This window comes from Knoellia terrae, from assembly GCF_048606435.1.
GTDB lineage: Bacteria > Actinomycetota > Actinomycetes > Actinomycetales > Dermatophilaceae > Knoellia > Knoellia terrae.
On record NZ_JBMBWH010000005.1, the window covers coordinates 21978 to 40453 of the forward strand.

The following is an 18476-nucleotide window of genomic DNA, read 5'->3' on the forward strand; positions in this document are numbered from 1 at the left end:
TCGGGACTACTTCACGAGCGAGCGCAGGACGTACTGGAGGATGCCGCCGTTGCGGTAGTAGTCGGCCTCACCCGGGGTGTCGATCCGCAGGACCGCGTCGAAGGAGACCTCCTCGCCGCCCTCCCTGGTCGCCACGACCTTGACCGTCCGCGGCGTCCGCCCCTCGTTCAGCTCCGTGACGCCCGTGACCGAGAAGGTCTCGGTGCCGTCGAGGCCGAGGGAGTCGGCGTTCTCGCCCTGGGGGAACTGCAGCGGCAGCACGCCCATGCCGATGAGGTTGGAGCGGTGGATGCGCTCGTAGCTCTCGGTGATGACCGCACGCACGCCCAGCAGCGCGGTGCCCTTGGCCGCCCAGTCGCGCGACGAGCCGGAGCCGTACTCCTTGCCCGCGAGGATGACGAGCGGGATGCCCGCCTCCTGGTAGCTCGCCGAGGCGTCGAAGATGGTGCTCTGCTCGCCGCCCTTGGTGAAGTCGCGGGTGAAGCCGCCCTCGACACCGTCGAGCAGCAGGTTCTTCAGCCGGATGTTGGCGAAGGTGCCGCGGATCATGACCTCGTGGTTGCCGCGCCGGGAGCCGTAGGAGTTGAAGTCCTTGCGCTCCACGCCGTGCTCGGCGAGGTAGGTGCCCGCCGGGCTGTCGGCCTTGATCGAGCCGGCCGGGCTGATGTGGTCGGTCGTGACCGAGTCACCCAGCTTGGCGAGGACGCGGGCGCCCTCGATGTCGGTGACGGGCGTCGTCTCCATCTGCATGCCGTCGAAGTACGGGGGCTTGCGGACGTAGGTCGAGTCGGGGTCCCAGTCGAATATGTTGCCCTCGGGGGTGGGCAGGCTCTGCCAGCGCTCGTCGCCGGCGAAGACGTCGGCGTAGTCGTCGGTGAAGAGCTGCTTGCTCAGGGCCGTGCCGATCGTCGCCTCGACGTCGGCCGGGGTGGGCCAGATGTCCTTGAGGAACACGTCGTTGCCAGCCTCGTCCTGGCCGAGAGCGTCGGTCTGGAAGTCGAAGTCCATCGTGCCGGCGAGGGCGTAGGCGATGACGAGCGGCGGCGACGCGAGGTAGTTCATCTTCACGTCGGGGTTGATGCGACCCTCGAAGTTGCGGTTGCCGGACAGGACGGAGACGACGGCGAGGTCGTGCTCGTTCACGGCCGCGCTGACCTCGTCGATGATCGGGCCGGAGTTGCCGATGCACGTCGTGCAGCCGTAGCCGACGAGGTGGAAGCCGAGCTTCTCGAGGTAGGGCCACATGCCGGCCTTCTCGTAGTAGCCGGTGACGACCTTGGACCCGGGCGCCATCGAGGTCTTGACCCACGGTGCGACCGTGAGGCCCTTCTCGACGGCGTTTTTGGCGAGCATGGCCGCTGCCATCATCACGGACGGGTTCGAGGTGTTGGTGCACGACGTGATCGACGCGATGGCGACGATGCCGTGGTCGACCTCGGTCTGCTGACCATCGAGGGTGATGGAGACCGGGTTGCTCGCCCGGTCACCGTTGAGCAGCGTCGAGTGGCTGGGGCGGCCCGCCTCCTGCGACTGCTCGTGCACGTCGTGGGACGGCGAGTCCGAGGCCGGGAACGTGCCCATGAGCTCCTGGTCCACGGCGCTCTTCTCGATGCCGTTGCCGTCGACGACGTAGTTCTTGAGGTCGGCGCGGAACTGCTTCTTGGCGTCGGTGAGCGCGATGCGGTCCTGCGGGCGCTTCGGTCCGGCGATCGAGGGGACGACCGTGGAGAGGTCGAGCTCGAGGCGCTCGGAGTAGCGGGCTTCGGGCTGGTCGGGGCCGGCGTGCAGCCACAGCCCCTGCTCCTTGGCGTAGGCCTCGACCAGGGCGACCGACTCGTCGGAGCGACCGGTGAGGCGCAGGTACTCGAGCGTGACGTCGTCGATCGGGAAGATCGCGCAGGTCGAGCCGAACTCGGGGCTCATGTTGCCGATGGTGGCGCGGTTCGCGAGCGGCACCGCCGAGACGCCCTCGCCGTAGAACTCGACGAACTTGCCGACGACCCCGTGCTCGCGCAGCATCTCGGTGATCGTGAGGACGACGTCGGTGGCGGTCGCACCCTCCGGGATTGAGCCAGAGAGCTTGAAGCCGACGACGCGCGGGATGAGCATCGACACGGGCTGGCCGAGCATGGCCGCCTCCGCCTCGATGCCGCCGACGCCCCAGCCGAGCACACCGAGGCCGTTGACCATCGTCGTGTGGCTGTCGGTGCCGACGCACGTGTCCGGGTAGGCCACCGTGCGCCCGTCGAGCTCGCGGGTCATGACCGTGCGCGCCAGGTGCTCGATGTTGACCTGGTGGACGATGCCGGTGCCCGGCGGCACGACCTTGAAGTCGTCGAAGGCCGTCTGGCCCCAGCGGAGGAACTTGTAGCGCTCGTTGTTGCGCTCGTACTCGATCTCGACGTTGCGCTCGAACGCGTCCGAGCGGCCGAAGACGTCGATGATGACGGAGTGGTCGATGACCAGCTCGGCGGGGGCGAGCGGGTTGATCTTCTCGGGGTTGCCGCCGAGGTCGGCGACGGCCTCGCGCATGGTGGCGAGGTCGACGACGCAGGGCACGCCGGTGAAGTCCTGCATGATCACGCGCGCCGGCGTGAACTGGATCTCGGTGTCGGGCTGGGCGTTCTCGTCCCAGCCGCCGACGGCGCGGATGTGGTCGGCCGTGATGTTGGCCCCGTCCTCGGTCCGCAGCAGGTTCTCGAGGAGGACCTTGAGGCTGTAGGGAAGCGTCTCGCTGCCCTCGACCGCCGCGAGGCGGTAGATGTCGTAGGCCTTGTCGCCCACCTGGAGTTCGCCGTGTGCCTTGAAGCTGTCAGTGCTCGTCACGAGCCTGCTCCTTCCACGCGTCATCGCGTCTGTCGGTCCACCGAATTATCTTGACGTCAAGATACTAGTCGATTGGTCTGCATGTCCAACCCTCCCACGGCGTCTTGCTCCGTGGGCAGGGAGAGTTCGGGCGGCGGGACACTCCAGTGCGGTTCTCGTGCCGCAGGACGCGGTATGCCGTCCGCTCACCCGCCGATGATGTCCTCGGCGACATCGACGGCCCGGTCGATCGGCACCGCGAACCCGATGCCGATGGACCCGGAGGCCCGGCCGGTCACGGTGGCGATCGCCGTGTTCACCCCGACGACCTGGCCGTCGAGGTTCACGAGCGGTCCGCCCGAGTTCCCGGGGTTGATCGAGGCGTCGGTCTGGATGACCCTCTGGCTCGCCGCCCCACCCAGGCTGGCGGTGCGCTCCACGGCGCTGACGATGCCGGCGGTCACCGTCCCGTCGAGACCGAGGGGCGAGCCGACCGCGATGACCGGCTGGCCGATCCGCAGGGCCGAGGACCGCCCGATCCGCACCGGCTCGAGCGACTGCGGATCGGCGCGCAGGACGGCGATGTCGTCGGTCTCGCTGCTGCCGACGACGATCGCGGTGACCACCCGACCGCCCGCCAGCTGCAGGGAGACGGAGGTCGCACCCTCCACGACGTGGTGGTTCGTCATGACGTGCCCGCGGTCGTCGAGGACGAACCCCGACCCTGTGGACTGGCCGGCCCGCACCTGCACGACGCTGGGCAGGATCGCCTGCGCGGCACCCTCCTCCGTGCCCGTGGCCGCCGCCGGGACGCGCGCCGACGGGTTCTCGGCGGCGATGCCCGACCCGGACGACGGGGCCGGATCCGGGCCGAGCACGACGGCGGCGCCGGCTCCGGCCAGTCCGCCCGACAGGGCTGAGGCCAGGAGGAGCGCAGGGAGACGGCTGCGTCGCCGCTCCCGACCCGAGGGCACCGGGTCTCCCGTCGAGTCGGTCGGAGCGTGCGGGGTCGACGACTCGGGCATCGCGGCCCGCAGGAAGTCGGGGCCGGAGGGCTCCCCGAGCCCACGCCAGCCGGCCGTCACGGGAGCCTCGAGAACCAGAGCAGCGACATCGCGGCGGCGGCCAGGGCCAGGAGGAACCCGGCGGCCGCGAGGTGGGGCGTGATCTCGCGCGGCTCGGTGCGCCACCCGATGGAGGAGCCGATGTCCTCGTAGACCTCGGCGAGCTCGTCGCCGCTCTCCGCGGTGTAGGCGGCTCCGCCGGTGCCGTCCGCCAGCGCGGCGAGCGCCTCGATGTCCACCGGGACCGGCACCAGGCGTCCCTCGATCTCGACGGTGCCCTCCTGGGTGCCGTAGGCGATGGTCGAGACCGGGACGGCCGCCTCGACGGCGGCGATCGCGGCCTCGTCAGGGCTGCGGCCAGAGGTGTTGGTGCCGTCCGAGAGCAGGACGATGCGGGCGGGCACGTCGAGGTTCTCGTCGCCCTCTGCCATCGCGGCGACCTGGTCGAGAGAGGTGAAGACCGCCTCGCCGATGGCGGTGCTGTTGGCCAGGGGCAGCCCGGCCAGCGCACCCGCGACCGCCTCGTGGTCGGTGGACGGCGTCGCGACGACCGAGGTCGACCCCGAGAACGTCACCAGCCCGACGTTGAACGTGTCGGGGAGGTTCTCGATGAACGCGGCGGCGGCCTGCTTGGCGGCCTCCATCCGCGTCGGCAGGACGTCGGAGGCCTCCATCGAGCGTGACACGTCGAGGGCGACGATGACGGTGGCCCGCTCGTGCGGGACCCGCACGTCGACCACCGGCCGTGCGGCCGCGAGGGCCATCGCGGTGAGGGCCAGGAGGAAGGCCGCCGCCGGCGCGTGCCGTCGCCAGCCCGGCTGCTCGGGGACGACCTTGTCGAGCAGGGGCAGGGAGGCGAAGCGGACGGCATACCGGCGCCTGCGACGCTGCATCACGACATAGGTGACGGCGACGGCGACGAGCGGGACGAGGAGGAGGAGCCAGAGGGGCGCGAGGAGCTCCATCAGCGGACCTTTCGGGCGAGCCGGCGGGTGCGGCGCCGGGACAGGATGTAGCGAGCCAGGTCACGGACCCAGTCGGAGTCCGTCCGGACGACGACGTGCCCCGCGCCGGCGGCACGCACGGCCTCGGCCACCGCGGCACGGTGCCGCCCGGCCAGCTCGGCGTAGCGAGCCCGGACGCCCGGGCTCGTGTGGACCTCCCGCGACCGACCCGTCTCGGGATCACGCAGGACGACGAGGCCGAGGTCGGGGAGCTCGAGCTCACGGGGGTCGAGGACCTCGACGACGATGACGTCGTGGCGGGCGCACAGCCGGCGCAGCGCCTGCTCCCACCCGAACGGTCGCTCCGCGACGCCGTCGGGCTCGACGAAGTCGCTGACGACGACGCGCAGGCCCGGACGCCGCTGGCGCCGTTCGAGGGCGGTGATCGCCTCGGCGAGCGTCGTCGTGTCGGTCCGGTGCTCGGCGCGCGGCGCCCCGGCCACGGACCTGAGCGTCCGGCGGGCGCTGACCCGCCCCGGCAGCGGTGCGTCCCACTCCAGACCCGTCGGGGTCAGGTGGGCCACGCCGACCCGGTTGCCGGGACCGTCGGTGAGCAGCCCGATGGACCCGGCGACCCAGCCGGCGACGTCCCGCTTCTCGCTCAGGGCGGTGCCGAAGTCCATGCTCGGCGTCTCGTCGACGAGCACCCAAGTGTCGAGTTCGTGCTCGGCGAGGGGCCGCCACACGTGCGGCTCCCCGGTCCGGGCCGTGACGTTCCAGTCCATCCGGCGCACGTCGTCCTCACCGGCGCGGTAGCGGACGACCTCCTCGGGCTCGGACCCGGCCCCGAGACGGCTGCCGGCCCGGTCGCCCTGGAGGAGCCCGTTGAGGCGGCGCCGGACGACGAGGTCGAGCGCCTTGAAGGCGCGGTCACCCGCTCTGTCCAGGTCCCTCAGGGGCTCACGCATGACCGGTCGCGCCCACCACGCTGTCGTGCTGACCGGGCGCGACCTCGGGCATCCGCACCGCACCGAGCACCTCGCCGACGAGGGCGCGTGGGTCGGCCCCGTCGGCCACGGCCTCGAACGACAGCACGAGCCGGTGGGACAGGACGTCCGGGGCGATGTCCGCGACGTCCCCCGGCAGGACGTAGTCCCGGCCACGCAGCAGCGCCAGGGCCCGGCCGGCGGCGACCAGGCCCAACGTGGCCCGGGGGCTGACCCCGAAGTCGATCACCCCGTCGAGGTGGCCCAGCCCGAACCGGTGCGGCTCACGGGTGGCGATGACGAGCGCCACGGCGTACTGCGCCACGGCGTGGTGGACGAAGACCCGGTCGGTGGCGCGCTGCAGCTCCTCGACGTCGGCCAGCTCGAGCGTGAGGTGGGCCCGCGGCGGGTCCACGCTCATGCGCTGGAGGATCGTCAGCTCCTCGACGTCGCTCGGGTAGCCGACGTCGACCTTCAGCAGGAAGCGGTCCCGCTGAGCCTCCGGCAGCTGGTAGACCCCCTCGGACTCGATCGGGTTCTGGGTCGCGAGGACGAGGAAGGGCGCGGGCAGCGCGAAGGTGCGGCCGCCGATCGTCACCTGGCGCTCGGCCATCGCCTCGAGCAGCGCCGACTGCACCTTCGCCGGCGCGCGGTTGATCTCGTCGGCGAGCACGAGGTTGGCGAAGATCGGCCCCAGCTCGGTGTCGAAGGAGTCGCTGGACGGGCGCCACACCCTCGTGCCGACGATGTCGCCGGGCATGAGGTCGGGGGTGAACTGGAGCCGCTTGAAGGTCCCACCGATCGCCTCGGCGAGGGTCCGGACGGCGAGGGTCTTCGCCACGCCCGGCACACCCTCGAGGAGGACGTGCCCGCGGGCGAGGAGACCGACGAGCATCCGCTCGACCATCTGGTCCTGGCCGACGACGACCTTCTTGACCTCGAAGAGGGTGCGTTCCAGCGCCGGACCCCCGGCCAGCGGGCGGGTCACATGGCCGTCGGGGTTCGTCATCGTTTCCTCCTGAGGTGGCGGTTGCCGTCGGAGACCGGACCCACCGCGGTGGTGGCCGGCTCCTCACCATCAAGGGTGTGCGACAACCGGCCGTACGAACAGGGGAATTGGCTGGGAGAACCGTGGATGTCAGCGAGCGCGCTCGAAGATCGCGACGCACTCGACGTGGTGGGTCATCGGGAACGCGTCGAACGCCCGCAGCGAGCCGAGCGCGTAGCCGCGCTCCTGGAGGTATGCCGTGTCGCGGGCCAACGCTGCCGGGTCGCAGGCGACGTAGGCCAGGGCACGCGGTGCGAGGGCCACGACCGCCTCGACCACCGCCTTGCCCGCACCGGTGCGCGGAGGGTCGAGCACGACGACGTCGGCCGAGGGGGGCAGGTCGCTGTGCGGACGGCGCGGGGCCGACCGGCGGCGCCCCCGCCGCGGCCCGGCCACCCGGCCGGTGGACTCGACGCCGAACACGTGGTCGACCCGGCCCTGGACGTAGTGGACCCACGGGGTCTGCTCGACGTTGAGGCGGGCCTGGGCGACCGCGGTCGTGTCGGACTCGACGGCGACGACCTGACCGCGCTCCCCCACCGCCTCGGCGAGGGCCGACGCGAACACCCCGACGCCGGCGTAGAGGTCGAGGCAGCGCTCGCCCGGCTGCGGACGCAGTCCGTCGATGACGGCGTCGACGAACGTGGCGGCAGCCCCGGGATGGACCTGCCAGAACCCGCGGGCGTTGACGTCGACGTCACGGCTGAGGCTGCGGGCCCGGAGCCGCTCGGTGACCAGCGGCGCGTCGTCCGTGCCGGTCGGGAGACGCACGACCACCGGGGAACCCACGCTCGGAGCGACGACGTCGATGGCCTTCTCGCCGACCCAGTGGCCCTGCAGCACACCGGTCCCCACGATTGGCTCCGCCGCGATGAGGCAGTCGTCCACCGGGATGACGTCGTGCGAGCGGTGGCGCCGCATGCCGGCCCGACCCGCGTCGTCGACGGCGAACTCGGTGCGGGTGCGCCACCGCAGGCCGTCGACGTCACCGGGCACCGGCTCGACGGTGACCTCGCGGTCCACGCCGGCGAGCCGGCGCAGCTGCTCCTGGACGACCGTGGCCTTGAGCCGCCGCTGCTCGGGGAGCCTGACGTGCTGGAAGTCGCAGCCACCGCAGAGTCCGGGGCCGGCATACGGGCAGGGAGCCTCGACACGTTCGGGTGAGGCCTCGAGCACCTCGACCGCGTCGGCGCGCAGGAAGCGGTCCCCGGCACCGCCCTCGGTGACCCGCACCCGCACCCGCTCGCCGGGGATCGCGTGCCGGACGAAGAGCACCCGGCCCTCGTGCCTGGCCACGACGAAGCCCCCGTGCGCGATCTGCCCGGCGACGACCTCGACCTCGTCGCCGACCCCGAGCGCGTCGCCCGGGGCGGTGGGAGTGCTGTGGTCCGTCATTCGCCGCGTCGCACGTCGCCGGCGACGGACCCGTCGAGGCGCTCCTCCATGCCGGCGGAGGACGCGAGCTGCCACGGCACGCTCGAGACCATGACCCCGGGCGTGAAGAGAAGGCGTCCCTTGAGCCTCAGCGCGCTCTGGTTGTGCAGCGCCTGCTCCCACCAGTGACCGAGGACGTACTCGGGGATGTAGACGACGACGATGTCGCGCGGGCTCCCCGACCGGATCGACTTGACGTAGTCGACGACCGGCCGGGTGATCTCGCGGTAGGGGCTGTCCAGGGCCTTGAGCGGGATGGGGACCTGGCGCCGGTCCCACTCGGCCTGGAGGGCGCGGGTCTCCTCGGGGTCCACGTCGACGGTCAGCGCCTCGAGGACCGAGGGCCGAGTCGCCCGGGCGTAGGCGAGGGCCCGCAGCGTCGGCTTGTGGATCTTGGAGACGAGGACGATCGCGTGCACGCGGGAGGGCAGCAGCTGCTGGCTGGTGTCGCCCTCCTCGACGCGCAGCTCGTCGCGCACCCGGTCGTAGTGCTTGCGGATGCGCATCATGATGGCGAAGAGCACCGCCATCGCGGCGATCGCGTAGCCCGCGCCGTGCAGGAACTTCGTGGCCAGCACGACAAGGAGGACGACGCCGGACATCGCGGCGCCCAAGCCGTTGATGATGCGGCTGCGCTGCATCCGCGAGCGGGCTCGCCGGTCGCGCTCGAGGGCGAGCCGGCGGTTCCAGTGCCGGACCATGCCGGTCTGGCTCAGGGTGAACGACACGAACACGCCGACGATGTAGAGCTGGATGAGCTTGGTGACCTGGGCGTCGTAGACCGCGATCAGTGCCGCGGCCGCACCAGCGAGCAGGAGGATGCCGTTGGAGAAGGCGAGCCGGTCTCCGCGCGTGTGCAGCTGGCGGGGCAGGAAGCCGTCGCGCGCGAGGATCGAGCCGAGCACGGGGAAGCCGTTGAACGCGGTGTTGGCGGCGAGGATGAGGATGAGCCCGGTGACGATGGAGACGAGCACGACCCCGGGCTGGAACCCGTCGAAGACCGACTTGGCGACCTGGCCCATGACGGTGTCCTGGACGTGGTCCTCGCCGAGCGGGCGCCCGTCCTGCAGCAGCTGGGTGGCCGGGTCCTCGGCGATCTTGACGCCGGTCCACTGGGCCAGGGCGATCATGGAGAGCAGCATCGCGATGGCCACGCCGCCCATGAGGGCCAGCGTCGTCGCGGCGTTGCGGCTCTTGGGCTGCTGGAACGCCGGGACTCCGTTGGAGATCGCCTCGACGCCGGTGAGCGCCGCACACCCCGACGAGAACGCGCGCAGCAGCAGGAACGCCATGGCCGCGGTGCCGAGGGCGCTCATGCCCGGCTCCGGTGCCAGCTCGTAGGCCGCGCTCTCCGCGGGCGGCAGCGTCCCCGCCAGCTCGCGGAAGAGGCCGACGACCGCCATGCCGAGGATCGTCGCCATGAAGAGGTAGGTCGGGACGGCGAAGGCCCGGCCCGACTCCCGCACCCCGCGAAGATTCATCGCCGTGAGCAGCACGACGATCGACACCGCCGCCGCCACCTCGTGGCCACGCAGGAAGGTGAACGCCGACGCGGCGTTCTGGACGCCGGCGGAGACCGAGACGGCCACCGTGAGGACGTAGTCGACGAGCAGCGCGCTGCCGACCGTCAGCCCGGCCCGGGGACCGAGGTTGACGCTGGCCACCTCGTAGTCGCCGCCGCCGGAGGGGTAGGCGTGGACGTTCTGGCGGTAGCTGAGGACGACGACGGCCATGACCACCACGACGGCGAGGGCGATCTCCCACGAGTGCGTCGCGGCGAGGGCGCCACCGGCGAGCCCCAGGGTGAGGAGGATCTCGTCGGGCGCGTAGGCCACGGACGACAGGGCGTCGCTGGCGAAGACGGGGAGAGCCAGGCGCTTCGGCAGGAGGGTCTCGCCGAGGCGGTCCGAGCGCATCGCACGGCCGAGAATGACGCGTTTGACCACGCGACCAGATGAGCTCACGGCGCCACTCTATGCACCTGCGCGCCGCGTCGCGGTCCGGGTGCGCCGGTGTAGCGTCGGAGCGTGCATTTCGTCATCATGGGCTGCGGCCGCGTGGGTGCCTCGCTGGCCCGAGCCCTCGAGCGGGCCGGTCACGAGGTCGCCATCATCGACCAGGACGAGGCGGCCTTCCGCCGGCTCGGCACGGAGTTCGAGGGGCGTCGGATCGTGGGGGTCGGCTTCGACCGGGACACGTTGCGGCAGGCGGGGATCGAGAGCGCCTACGCCTTCGCCGCGGTCTCCAGCGGTGACAACTCCAACATCCTCGCGGCGCGGGTGGCGCGCGAGAAGTTCGGTGTCGAGAACGTCGTCGCCCGCATCTACGACCCCGGCCGGGCCGAGATCTACCAGCGGCTCGGCATCCCCACCGTGGCCACCGTCAAGTGGACGAGCGACCAGGTCCTGCGTCGGCTCCTCCCCCAGGGCCACGTGCCCGAGTTCACCGACCCCAGCGGCCGCGTCGTCATCGCCGAGATGCCGATCAACGAGGCCTGGGTCGGGCACCGCCTCTTCGACCTCGAGGTCGCTGCTGGTGGACGGGTCGCCTACATCAGCCGCCTCGGCGAGGGCCTCATCCCCCGCGCCGACACCGTCTACCAGGACGGCGACCTCGTCCACCTCGCCCTCGACCGTGCCCATCTGGCCGAGGCCGAGCGCGTGCTCGACGCCGCCCCCGCCGCCCACTGACAGCTAGGACTCCCCTCACATGCGCGTCGTCATCGCCGGAGCCGGCAGCGTGGGCCGCTCCATCGCCCGCGAGCTCATCCGCAACGGGCACCAGCTCCTCCTCATCGACCGTGACGCCGACGGCGAGCGCGTGGCCAAGGTTCCCGACGCGGCGTGGCTGCAGGCGGACGCCTGCGAGCTGAGCGCCCTCACCGAGGCCGGCGTGGCCGACTGCGACGTCGTCGTCGCGGCCACCGGCGACGACAAGGCCAACCTCGTCGTGTCGCTGCTCGCCAAGACCGAGTTCGGCGTCCCCCGGACCGTCGCCCGCGTCAACAACCCCAAGAACGAGTGGATGTTCGACGAGGCCTGGGGGGTCGACGTCGCGGTCTCCACCCCGAGGCTCATGACGGCCCTCATCGAGGAGGCCGTGTCGGTCGGGGACCTCGTCCGGATCTTCGAGTTCCAGCAGGGTCATGCCGCGATGGTCGAGATGACGTTGCCCGAGGGCAGCCCGTATGCCGGCGCTCGCGTCGGTGACATCGCCTTCCCCGCCGACACCGTGCTCACCGGGATCATCCGCGGCGGTCACCCCATCGCCCCGAGCCGGGACGACGCGCTCGAGCCGCTCGACGAGCTGCTCTTCATCACGACCGTGGACGGCGAGGCCGACCTCGAGTCCATGCTCAGCCCGGGCATGCGGCAGAAGCGTCAGGTCGACGACTGAGCCGGTCCGCCGTCGTCCGCGACGAGGTCGGGGTCGATCTCCTGCGGGGTGCTGCCACGCATGAGCAGCCAGCCCATGACGGCCACCCCGGCGATCCACAGCGGCCAGCCGAGGACGATCTTGGCGACCCCGAGACCGGCAACCTGCCCCGCGAGGTAGAGCGGGACCTGGATCGAGAGGCGCACGGCATACAGCGCGACGAGCACCCAGCTGAGCCGGGAGCAGACCCGGACCATGCCGCGGTCTCGTCGCCAGCCGAACGGGTCGTCCGCCGCACGCGGGTCACCGGCCCCGACGAGGAAGCCGACGACCGGCCACCGCACGAGGATCGAGACGACGGTGCCGACGAGGTAGGCGCCCGAGAGGAGCATGCCCGGCAGGAAGGCGTCCTCCGCCTTGCCGCTGCGCATCGCGAAGAACGCCGCGATGGCGGTCGCGAAGACGGCGCCGAGGACGTGCTGGAGACTGGAACGCTGCACCAGACGCACCACGGCGAGCACGACGGCCACGGCCACCGCGGACCACACCGCCTGGCGCAGGTCCTGCCGCGCGCTCCACACGGCGATGAAGGCGATCGTCGGCAAGGCGGTCTCGATCGACCCGCGCCAGCCGCCGAGCGCCGTGGACAGCCGGTGCCGGATGAGCTGCTCGACGGTCTGCGCCGCCTGCTTCTCGGCGGGGGTGGTCGCGTGCGGCGCGTCGGGGGTGAGGTCCGAGGTCACTTCGTGGGGACGATCTGGTAGGTGGGGTTGAAGATCGTGAGGTGGCCCTTGGCCTTGGTGATGCGACCCTCGGCGATGAGGAAGACACCGGGCTCGATGCCCGCGATCCGTCGCCGGCCGACCCAGACGAGGTTGACCGACCTCTCGCCGTCGAAGAGCTCGGCGACGAGCACCGGCACGCTCTGCCGCGGCGGGAGGGTGATGCAGCGGACGCTGCCGGCCACCCGGGCCGGCCGGCGGTCGACCAGCTCCCCGGCGCACGCGATGGCCGCCTCGGGGTCGGTCAGCGTGCGCTCGCGGATCTCGGCGGCCTCGAGCTGGGTGTCGGTGCGCGCCAGCTCGCGGATGCGCTCCTTGAGTCCCATCAGCGCACCTCGGTGATCTCTGGCCCGCGCTCGAAGGGGTTGAGGTCGTCGGTCGACGTGGTCGGCAGGTCGGTGGGCGCCGGCGGCACTGGCGTCGCGTCCTCCTGCGGGAGTCGGAGCGGGAGCAGCTCGCGCGGCGCCATGGGGTCGCTGCCCCGCACGACGACGGTGTTGCGGAAGATCTCGAGCAGCGGAGCGGCCGCGTCGTCGTCGATCGCGCCACGCCCGGAGATCACGCCACGCAGGAACCAGCGGGGTCCGTCGACGCCGAGGAAGCGCGCGGGCGCGAACACCGTGCGGCCGTCGGGACCAGCGCTGGGCATCCGGGTGCGCAGCTCCGCGCCGAGGTCGCCCTGCTCGACGTCGGCGGTGCCGCCCTGACCGGCGATGGCCACGGCGATCTCGGACCGGATGTCGGCCCAGAGCCCACCGCTCCGGGGGGCGGCGAACGCCTGCAGCTGGAGGGCGGACTCGCCGAGCACGGCGGTGGCGGCGATGACGTGCTGCTGCTCGGGGTCGATCTCGAGACGCAGCTCCATGCCCTCGCGTCCGGTGATCCGCAGCGCGCCGAGGTCGAGGCGGCCGTCGTCGTCGGCGACCTCGGTCGCGTCGAACGGTCCGGCGGAACGGTCGACGGGTGCGTCGGGGACGGGGGCGGTCTCGGCGTCCGTGCCGGCGTCGTCCTGTCCGGTCTCGTCGGTCAGCTCGGGAACGTCGGTGTCGCCGTCGACGGTGGTCTCTGCGTCGGCCTTGCGCCGGCGAAAGATGCTCACGGTGTGGTCACTTCCTCGAAGGTTGCTGGTGGGTTCGTCCCGAAGCCACCGGTGGATCCATGTCCAGTGTCACCCCGATCGCTCTCGGGGAGCGAACCGGCCTCGGTGAAGTCCGCGTGCAGGTACTCCTGCACGACGAGCTGGGCGATCCGGTCGCCGACCTCGACGGTGAACGATGCGCGCGGGTCGAGGTTCACGAGGTTGACGAGGATCTCGCCGCGGTAGCCGGAGTCGATGGTGCCGGGGGCGTTGACGACGGAGATCCCGTGGCGTGCGGCCAGGCCGGACCGGGGGTGCACGAGACCGACGGTGCCGGCCGGCAGGGCGATGGCGACGCCGGTGGGCACGAGGGCGCGCTCGCCGGGGGCGAGGGTCACGCTGGCGGTTGCCGACAGGTCCGCGCCCGCGTCACCCTCCGAGGCGTATGCCGGGATGCGGGCCTCCGGGGACAGCCGCCGGAAGGCGACCGGAATGCGAGAAGGGCCAGTCACGGGGACTGACCCTATCTCGGACTCCGGCCTGGTCCGGCCGGTTGCACCGTCGTTCAGGCGGCGCACTCGCTGCAGACCATCTGGCCGTTCTTCTCACTGGCCAGCTGGCTGCGGTGGTGGACGAGGAAGCAGCGGGAGCAGGTGAACTCGTCGGCCTGACGGGGAATGACCCGCACCGACATCTCCTCACCCGACAGGTCCGCTCCGGGGAGCTCGAACCCCTCGGCCTGCTCCGTCTCGTCCACGTCGACGCTGGAGGAGCGCTTGTCGTTGCGGCGCGTCTTCAGCTCCTCGATGGAGTCCTCTGACAGCTCGTCGTCGGTCTTGCGTGGGGCGTCGTAGTCAGTCGCCATTGCCGTCCTTTCCCGATCATGTGGCCCGTCACCGGCACAGCTGTCGGTGCCTGGCGTCCCTGCTTCGCCCAGTCAACGCACGGACCATCTGTTTTGTGCCCGTGCGAGCCGTGATTGTGCACCATGCCGCGGATGAGCGCCATCGGCGGCCTGAGACTAGTACCCCAGATGGGTCCGCGTACCCGCTTCCACGAGATCCGGAAATGCCGGTGCCAGGCCCCGCGCGCAGGCCCAGGTGAGCGCCTCCCCCGGACCGTCGAAGCCGCCGACGACGGCGCCGGCCTCGACGGCGACGAGCCACCCGGCCGCGAGGTCCCACGGGTTGAGCCCGGTCTCGTAGTAGGCGTCGAGCAGCCCCGCCCCGACCGAGCACAGGTCGAGGGCGGCGCTGCCGATCCGGCGGATGTCCCGGACCTGCGGCAGCAGGTCGAGCACGAGGCGGCCCTGGCTCTCCCGGCGCTGGGCGGCATACCCGAAGCCGGTGCCGACGAGCGCCTGGCCGAGCTCGGAGCAGGTCGTGGGAACGAGTCGGCGCTGGTCGTCGCCGACGACGACGTGTGCCCCGCCACCGGAGCGGGCGCGGTAGAGCTCGTCGGTGACCGGGTTGTAGACGGCACCCGCGAAGGGACGCCACGCACCGGCGGTCGTCGGGTCGCCCACCACGGCGGCGACGGACACGGCATACGCGGGTATGCCGTAGAGGTAGTTGACCGTCCCGTCGATCGGGTCGATCACCCAGGTGATGCCGGAGGTGCCGGTCGCTCCCCCGCTCTCCTCGCCGAGGACGGCGTCGTCAGGACGGGCCTCCCGGAGCCGCGCCACGAGGTGGTCCTGCGAGCGCTGGTCCATGACCGTCACGACGTCGGTGGCGCTGGACTTGGTGGCGGACACCTCGACGGCGTCGGGACGTTCGTCGACGACGAGGCGGCCTGCCGACCGCGCCACGTCGGCGGCCAGCGCCTCGAGGGTCGAGGTGAGGGCCTCGTCGGGCAGCGTCAGGTCCATCTCAGTCGCTGCCGCAGAGGGCCGGCTTGGCGGCACGCAGGTTCGGGCAGCAGCCCGGGGCGCACACGGAGGGCCGCAGGTCCCCCTGGTCGGCCCGGGCCGGGATGACGACCTCGTCACGTGCCTCGGCGGCCCGCTCCTGGAGCAGGTCGACGAGGGCCTCGACGAAGAGCGGGTGCGTGCCGGCGGTGGGGACGCGCACCATGCGGACCCCCACCCGGTCGGCCGTCTCCTGCGCCTCGCGGTCGAGGTCGTTGACGACCTCCATGTGGTCGGACACGAAGCCGATGGGAGCGACGACGACGGTGCTCACGCCCTCGGCGGCGAGCTCCTCGATCCGGTCGTTGACGTCCGGCTCGAGCCAGGGGGTGCGCGGGCCGCCGGAGCGGGAGCAGAAGACGAGCTCGTGCTCCAGGGTCGTCCCAGTGCGCTCGATCAGGCCCTGCGCGATGAGGTGACCGGCGCGGAGGTGCTGGTCGACGTAGAGGTTGCCCTCGCCGTCGCCCGGCCCGGAGGTGTCGTCCATCGCCTCGGGGACCGAGTGGGTGACGAAGAGCAGCCGCGCGTTCGCGAGGTCGGTCTCGGAGACCCCTGCGACGGCCTCGACGAGCCGCTCGGTGTTGACCGCGACGAAGCCGGGGTGGAGGGCGTAGGGCCGGACCTTGTCGATGTGGAGGTCGACGGCCGCGACGCCGAGCTCCTCGGTGGCGGCGGCGAGGTCCTCGCGGTACTGGCGGCACCCGGAGTAGGACGAGTAGGCGGAGGTGACGACGGTGCAGATGCGCAGGTGTCCCTCGGCCCGTGCCTCGCGCAGGGTGTCGGCGACGTACGGGTCACTGTTGCGGTTGCCCCACAGGACGGGGACGGTCGACCCGCGACGCGCGACCTCGGCCTCGAGGGCGGCGCGCAGCTCCCGGTTCTGGTCGTTGATGGGACTGCGCCCACCGAAGTGGTGGTAGTGGGTCGCGACCTCCTGGAGCCGGTCCTCGGGGACGTCGCGCCCGGCGGTGACGCGGCGGAGGAACGGCATGACCTCGTCGGGCGTCTCGGGTCCCCCGAAGGACAGCAGGAGGACGGCGTCGTAGGGGGCGAGGGCGTCGTCGTGGGAGGGAGTCGACATGGGTCCAACCTAACGAGGCGAGGATCGGGCCCGGGTACCGGCGTGGGCTGCTTTGCCCTGCGCGCCCGGGATGGCACAGTCGAGGGTGACCGCACCACAGCCCGGGAGAGCTTCATGAAGGACCTTCGCCTCATCGGCGTCCACGAGGACGGCGAGCACGTCCTGCTGTCCGACGCCGAGGGCCAGCGGTACAGGGCACCTCTCGACGAGGCCATGCGCGCGGCTGCCCGCCGCGACCGGCCACGACTGGGCCAGCTCCAGATCGAGATCGACGGCGGCCTGCGGCCCCGCGACGTCCAGGCCCTCATCCGGTCGGGGCTGTCCACCGAGGAGGTGGCCGACCGGGCCGGCTGGACCGTCGAGAAGGTGCAGAAGTTCGAGGGGCCGGTGCTGGCCGAGCGCGAGTACATCGCGACCCAGGCACGGTCCTGCGTCATCGGTCACGTCCGGTCGGGGTCGGGGTCCGGCTCGGGGGCCGAGCAGACGCTGGGGTCCCGCGCCGACGAACGCCTCAAGGACCGCGGCGTCCGCGGCGAGCTCGTCCAGTGGGACTCGGCCCGTCTCGACGACGGCCGGTGGACCGTCACCGCGACGTTCCCTGCAGGTGGGCGTGAGCGCACGGCGTCCTGGCGCTACGACCCGCGGCTGCGCTCCCTCATTCCCGGCAACGACGAGGCTCGCTGGCTGAGCGAGGAGACCAGTGCCGACTCGGCGATCCCGACCCCGCACGTGGCGACCAGCGCGAACCCGGCCAGCACCGTGTTCGACGTCGAGGCGGAGGGCGGCGTCGACGACACGAAGCCGGTCCGTCGCACGTCGGTGACGGCGTCGTCGTCGTCGCGTGAGCCGATCGACCTCATGGCGGCGATGCGTGAGCAGTCGTCGCGCACCCGTCGCGGACGGGGTCGGGGTCGCTCGACCCCGACCCACACGCCGGCCTCGGAGTCCCCGCGTGATGACGCCCTCCCCTTGGAGGACCTCGTCATGGACCCGGCCGACGCGCCCGAGCCCCCTGCCGCCCATGGCGAGCACCCGATGAGCGCGCACCTCGACGAACGCGCCGAGGTCGACGACGCGGTCATGACCCCGGAGTTCTCCGACGATGCCGCCGCTGAGGTCGCAGAGCCGGGGCGGGACGAGGCCACGGTGGACGTCGATGGCGACGACCTTGCTGACGACGACGGCGATGCCACCGAGAGCGATGCCGAGAGCGACGACGTGGCTGAGGTCGACGAGGAGCCGGACGAGGTCAGCGCGGCGACCGCTGCGGCTCCGAGCCCGCAGACCCCAGCTCCGCAGCCCGTGGCTCCGGCACGCAAGAACGGTCGCAAGGGTGGGCGCACGAGCGTCCCCAGCTGGGACGACATCATGTTCGGCGGCGGTCGCGGCGGCAGCAGCGCCTGACCCGGCTCAGCACCCTTGCCTGGGTTCCGGCGGCAGTCGCTCCAGCGCTTGGAGGTAGCGGCGGGTCATCAGCCTCTGGGCGGCGCGACTCACCGGGCCGCCCAGCTGCGCCAGTCGTGACGCCAGCCGCGAGTACGCCGTGATGGTGAGCAGTATGCGTCCGTCCTCGAGGTGCTCGAGGACGAACCGTTCCTCGCCGGCTTCGGGGTGCCCGGGCAGCGTCCCGTAGCTGAAGCCCCGCCGCCGCTCCTCGTGCACCACGTCGAGGACGCGGCAGGGAATCCTCGGCGAGAGGGCACCGGGACCCCAGGTCATCAGGACCACGCTGCCCTGGCGCAGCGGGACGTCGGAGGCATGCACCTCGAGGCCCGCTCCGGACTGCACGCACCAGGCGAAGAGGTCGCGCACCGCACCGTCGAAGTCTCGACGGGTCAGCGTGGTGGAGACGGTGAGGTGGTGGTACCTGGCGCGCAGCCAGTCCTCGTGGGCGACCTGCGGCGTGTACGTCAACGGCGCGGACCGCAGCTCCCGGGTCCGCTGCTCGTCCAGCCGGTGCACCGCCATGG

General features: G+C 72.0%; 18 protein-coding genes. 3 read left to right on the forward strand and 15 right to left on the reverse strand.

The window, feature by feature from the left end; genetic code table 11:
* Window positions 1-6: 6 nt before the first annotated feature.
* The 7 genes from ACOJV9_RS08465 to ACOJV9_RS08495 all read right to left on the reverse strand — a co-directional run bounded on the left by ACOJV9_RS08465 (window position 7) and on the right by ACOJV9_RS08495 (window position 10245).
* Window positions 7-2850: an aconitate hydratase gene (locus ACOJV9_RS08465; RefSeq protein WP_420184761.1), complete on the reverse strand. Its 2844-nt coding sequence runs from the start codon at window positions 2848-2850 to the stop codon at window positions 7-9.
* A 161-nt stretch (window positions 2851-3011) separates the two neighbouring features.
* Entirely contained in the window at window positions 3012-3890 is an 879-nt protein-coding gene (locus ACOJV9_RS08470; protein ID WP_420184762.1) for a S1C family serine protease, read from the reverse strand.
* A complete protein-coding gene (locus ACOJV9_RS08475; RefSeq protein ID WP_420184763.1) occupies window positions 3887-4834 on the reverse strand; it encodes a VWA domain-containing protein in 948 nt (315 codons plus the stop codon). Before ACOJV9_RS08475 ends, ACOJV9_RS08470 begins: the two co-directional genes overlap by 4 nt.
* Window positions 4834-5781 carry a DUF58 domain-containing protein gene (locus tag ACOJV9_RS08480; RefSeq protein WP_420184764.1) on the reverse strand — a complete coding sequence of 316 codons (948 nt, stop codon included), beginning with the start codon at window positions 5779-5781 and terminating at the stop codon, window positions 4834-4836. The genes ACOJV9_RS08475 and ACOJV9_RS08480 overlap by 1 nt, the downstream gene beginning before the upstream one ends.
* On the reverse strand, window positions 5774-6808 hold the full coding sequence (locus tag ACOJV9_RS08485; protein WP_420184765.1) for an AAA family ATPase: 1035 nt from the start codon (window positions 6806-6808) through the stop codon (window positions 5774-5776). Before ACOJV9_RS08485 ends, ACOJV9_RS08480 begins: the two co-directional genes overlap by 8 nt.
* Window positions 6809-6937: 129 nt before the next feature.
* Complete coding sequence (locus ACOJV9_RS08490; protein ID WP_420184766.1) at window positions 6938-8242, reverse strand: class I SAM-dependent RNA methyltransferase; 1305 nt, start codon at window positions 8240-8242, stop codon at window positions 6938-6940.
* Window positions 8239-10245, reverse strand: a complete 2007-nt coding sequence (locus tag ACOJV9_RS08495) for an APC family permease (protein WP_420184767.1) — start codon at window positions 10243-10245, stop codon at window positions 8239-8241. The genes ACOJV9_RS08490 and ACOJV9_RS08495 overlap by 4 nt, the downstream gene beginning before the upstream one ends.
* 63 nt (window positions 10246-10308) lie before the next feature.
* Here ACOJV9_RS08495 and ACOJV9_RS08500 point away from each other — a divergent pair, with 63 nt between their 5' ends.
* Complete coding sequence (locus ACOJV9_RS08500; RefSeq protein ID WP_420184768.1) at window positions 10309-10971, forward strand: potassium channel family protein; 663 nt, start codon at window positions 10309-10311, stop codon at window positions 10969-10971.
* A 19-nt stretch (window positions 10972-10990) separates the two neighbouring features.
* The gene (locus ACOJV9_RS08505; RefSeq protein WP_420184769.1) at window positions 10991-11677 is read left to right on the forward strand and encodes a potassium channel family protein; all 687 of its coding nucleotides are present in this window, start codon (window positions 10991-10993) and stop codon (window positions 11675-11677) included.
* On the opposite strand, the gene ACOJV9_RS08510 is transcribed toward ACOJV9_RS08505, so the two are convergent.
* From ACOJV9_RS08510 to ACOJV9_RS08540, 7 genes are all read right to left on the reverse strand, one after another.
* Entirely contained in the window at window positions 11662-12399 is a 738-nt protein-coding gene (locus ACOJV9_RS08510; RefSeq protein WP_420184770.1) for a DUF3159 domain-containing protein, read from the reverse strand. The genes ACOJV9_RS08505 and ACOJV9_RS08510 overlap by 16 nt on opposite strands.
* Window positions 12396-12764 (reverse strand): OB-fold nucleic acid binding domain-containing protein, encoded by a 369-nt coding sequence (locus ACOJV9_RS08515; RefSeq protein WP_420184771.1) that lies wholly within the window; start codon window positions 12762-12764, stop codon window positions 12396-12398. Before ACOJV9_RS08515 ends, ACOJV9_RS08510 begins: the two co-directional genes overlap by 4 nt.
* Entirely contained in the window at window positions 12764-13537 is a 774-nt protein-coding gene (locus tag ACOJV9_RS08520; protein WP_420184772.1) for a DUF3710 domain-containing protein, read from the reverse strand. Before ACOJV9_RS08520 ends, ACOJV9_RS08515 begins: the two co-directional genes overlap by 1 nt.
* Window positions 13534-14028, reverse strand: a complete 495-nt coding sequence (dut, locus tag ACOJV9_RS08525; protein ID WP_420184773.1) for a dUTP diphosphatase — start codon at window positions 14026-14028, stop codon at window positions 13534-13536. Before dut ends, ACOJV9_RS08520 begins: the two co-directional genes overlap by 4 nt.
* 53 nt (window positions 14029-14081) lie before the next feature.
* A complete protein-coding gene (locus tag ACOJV9_RS08530; protein ID WP_035902900.1) occupies window positions 14082-14381 on the reverse strand; it encodes a DUF4193 domain-containing protein in 300 nt (99 codons plus the stop codon).
* Between the two features lie 156 nt (window positions 14382-14537).
* On the reverse strand, window positions 14538-15386 hold the full coding sequence (locus ACOJV9_RS08535; protein ID WP_420184774.1) for an inositol monophosphatase family protein: 849 nt from the start codon (window positions 15384-15386) through the stop codon (window positions 14538-14540).
* A gap of 1 nt (window position 15387) precedes the next feature.
* Window positions 15388-16506 carry a ferrochelatase gene (locus ACOJV9_RS08540; RefSeq protein WP_420184775.1) on the reverse strand — a complete coding sequence of 373 codons (1119 nt, stop codon included), beginning with the start codon at window positions 16504-16506 and terminating at the stop codon, window positions 15388-15390.
* A 114-nt stretch (window positions 16507-16620) separates the two neighbouring features.
* Between ACOJV9_RS08540 and sepH the strand changes: the two genes are divergently transcribed.
* Window positions 16621-17910, forward strand: a complete 1290-nt coding sequence (sepH, locus tag ACOJV9_RS08545) for a septation protein SepH (RefSeq protein WP_420184776.1) — start codon at window positions 16621-16623, stop codon at window positions 17908-17910.
* Window positions 17911-17916: 6 nt separating this feature from the next.
* Here the strand turns inward: sepH and ACOJV9_RS08550 are convergent, their stop codons facing one another.
* Window positions 17917-18474, reverse strand: a complete 558-nt coding sequence (locus tag ACOJV9_RS08550) for a DUF1990 family protein (RefSeq protein WP_420184777.1) — start codon at window positions 18472-18474, stop codon at window positions 17917-17919.
* Window positions 18475-18476 lie beyond the last annotated feature (2 nt).

Coding starts and splice junctions, on each gene's coding strand:
- ACOJV9_RS08465 (WP_420184761.1), bottom strand. CDS start 2,850: ATGACGCGTGGAAGGAGCAGGCTCGTGACGAGCACTGACAGCTTCAAG.
- ACOJV9_RS08475 (WP_420184763.1), bottom strand. CDS start 4,834: ATGGAGCTCCTCGCGCCCCTCTGGCTCCTCCTCCTCGTCCCGCTCGTC.
- ACOJV9_RS08480 (WP_420184764.1), bottom strand. CDS start 5,781: ATGCGTGAGCCCCTGAGGGACCTGGACAGAGCGGGTGACCGCGCCTTC.
- ACOJV9_RS08485 (WP_420184765.1), bottom strand. CDS start 6,808: ATGACGAACCCCGACGGCCATGTGACCCGCCCGCTGGCCGGGGGTCCG.
- ACOJV9_RS08490 (WP_420184766.1), bottom strand. CDS start 8,242: ATGACGGACCACAGCACTCCCACCGCCCCGGGCGACGCGCTCGGGGTC.
- ACOJV9_RS08505 (WP_420184769.1), top strand. CDS start 10,991: ATGCGCGTCGTCATCGCCGGAGCCGGCAGCGTGGGCCGCTCCATCGCC.
- ACOJV9_RS08515 (WP_420184771.1), bottom strand. CDS start 12,764: ATGGGACTCAAGGAGCGCATCCGCGAGCTGGCGCGCACCGACACCCAG.
- ACOJV9_RS08530 (WP_035902900.1), bottom strand. CDS start 14,381: ATGGCGACTGACTACGACGCCCCACGCAAGACCGACGACGAGCTGTCA.
- ACOJV9_RS08535 (WP_420184774.1), bottom strand. CDS start 15,386: ATGGACCTGACGCTGCCCGACGAGGCCCTCACCTCGACCCTCGAGGCG.
- ACOJV9_RS08540 (WP_420184775.1), bottom strand. CDS start 16,506: ATGTCGACTCCCTCCCACGACGACGCCCTCGCCCCCTACGACGCCGTC.
- sepH (WP_420184776.1), top strand. CDS start 16,621: ATGAAGGACCTTCGCCTCATCGGCGTCCACGAGGACGGCGAGCACGTC.
- ACOJV9_RS08550 (WP_420184777.1), bottom strand. CDS start 18,474: ATGGCGGTGCACCGGCTGGACGAGCAGCGGACCCGGGAGCTGCGGTCC.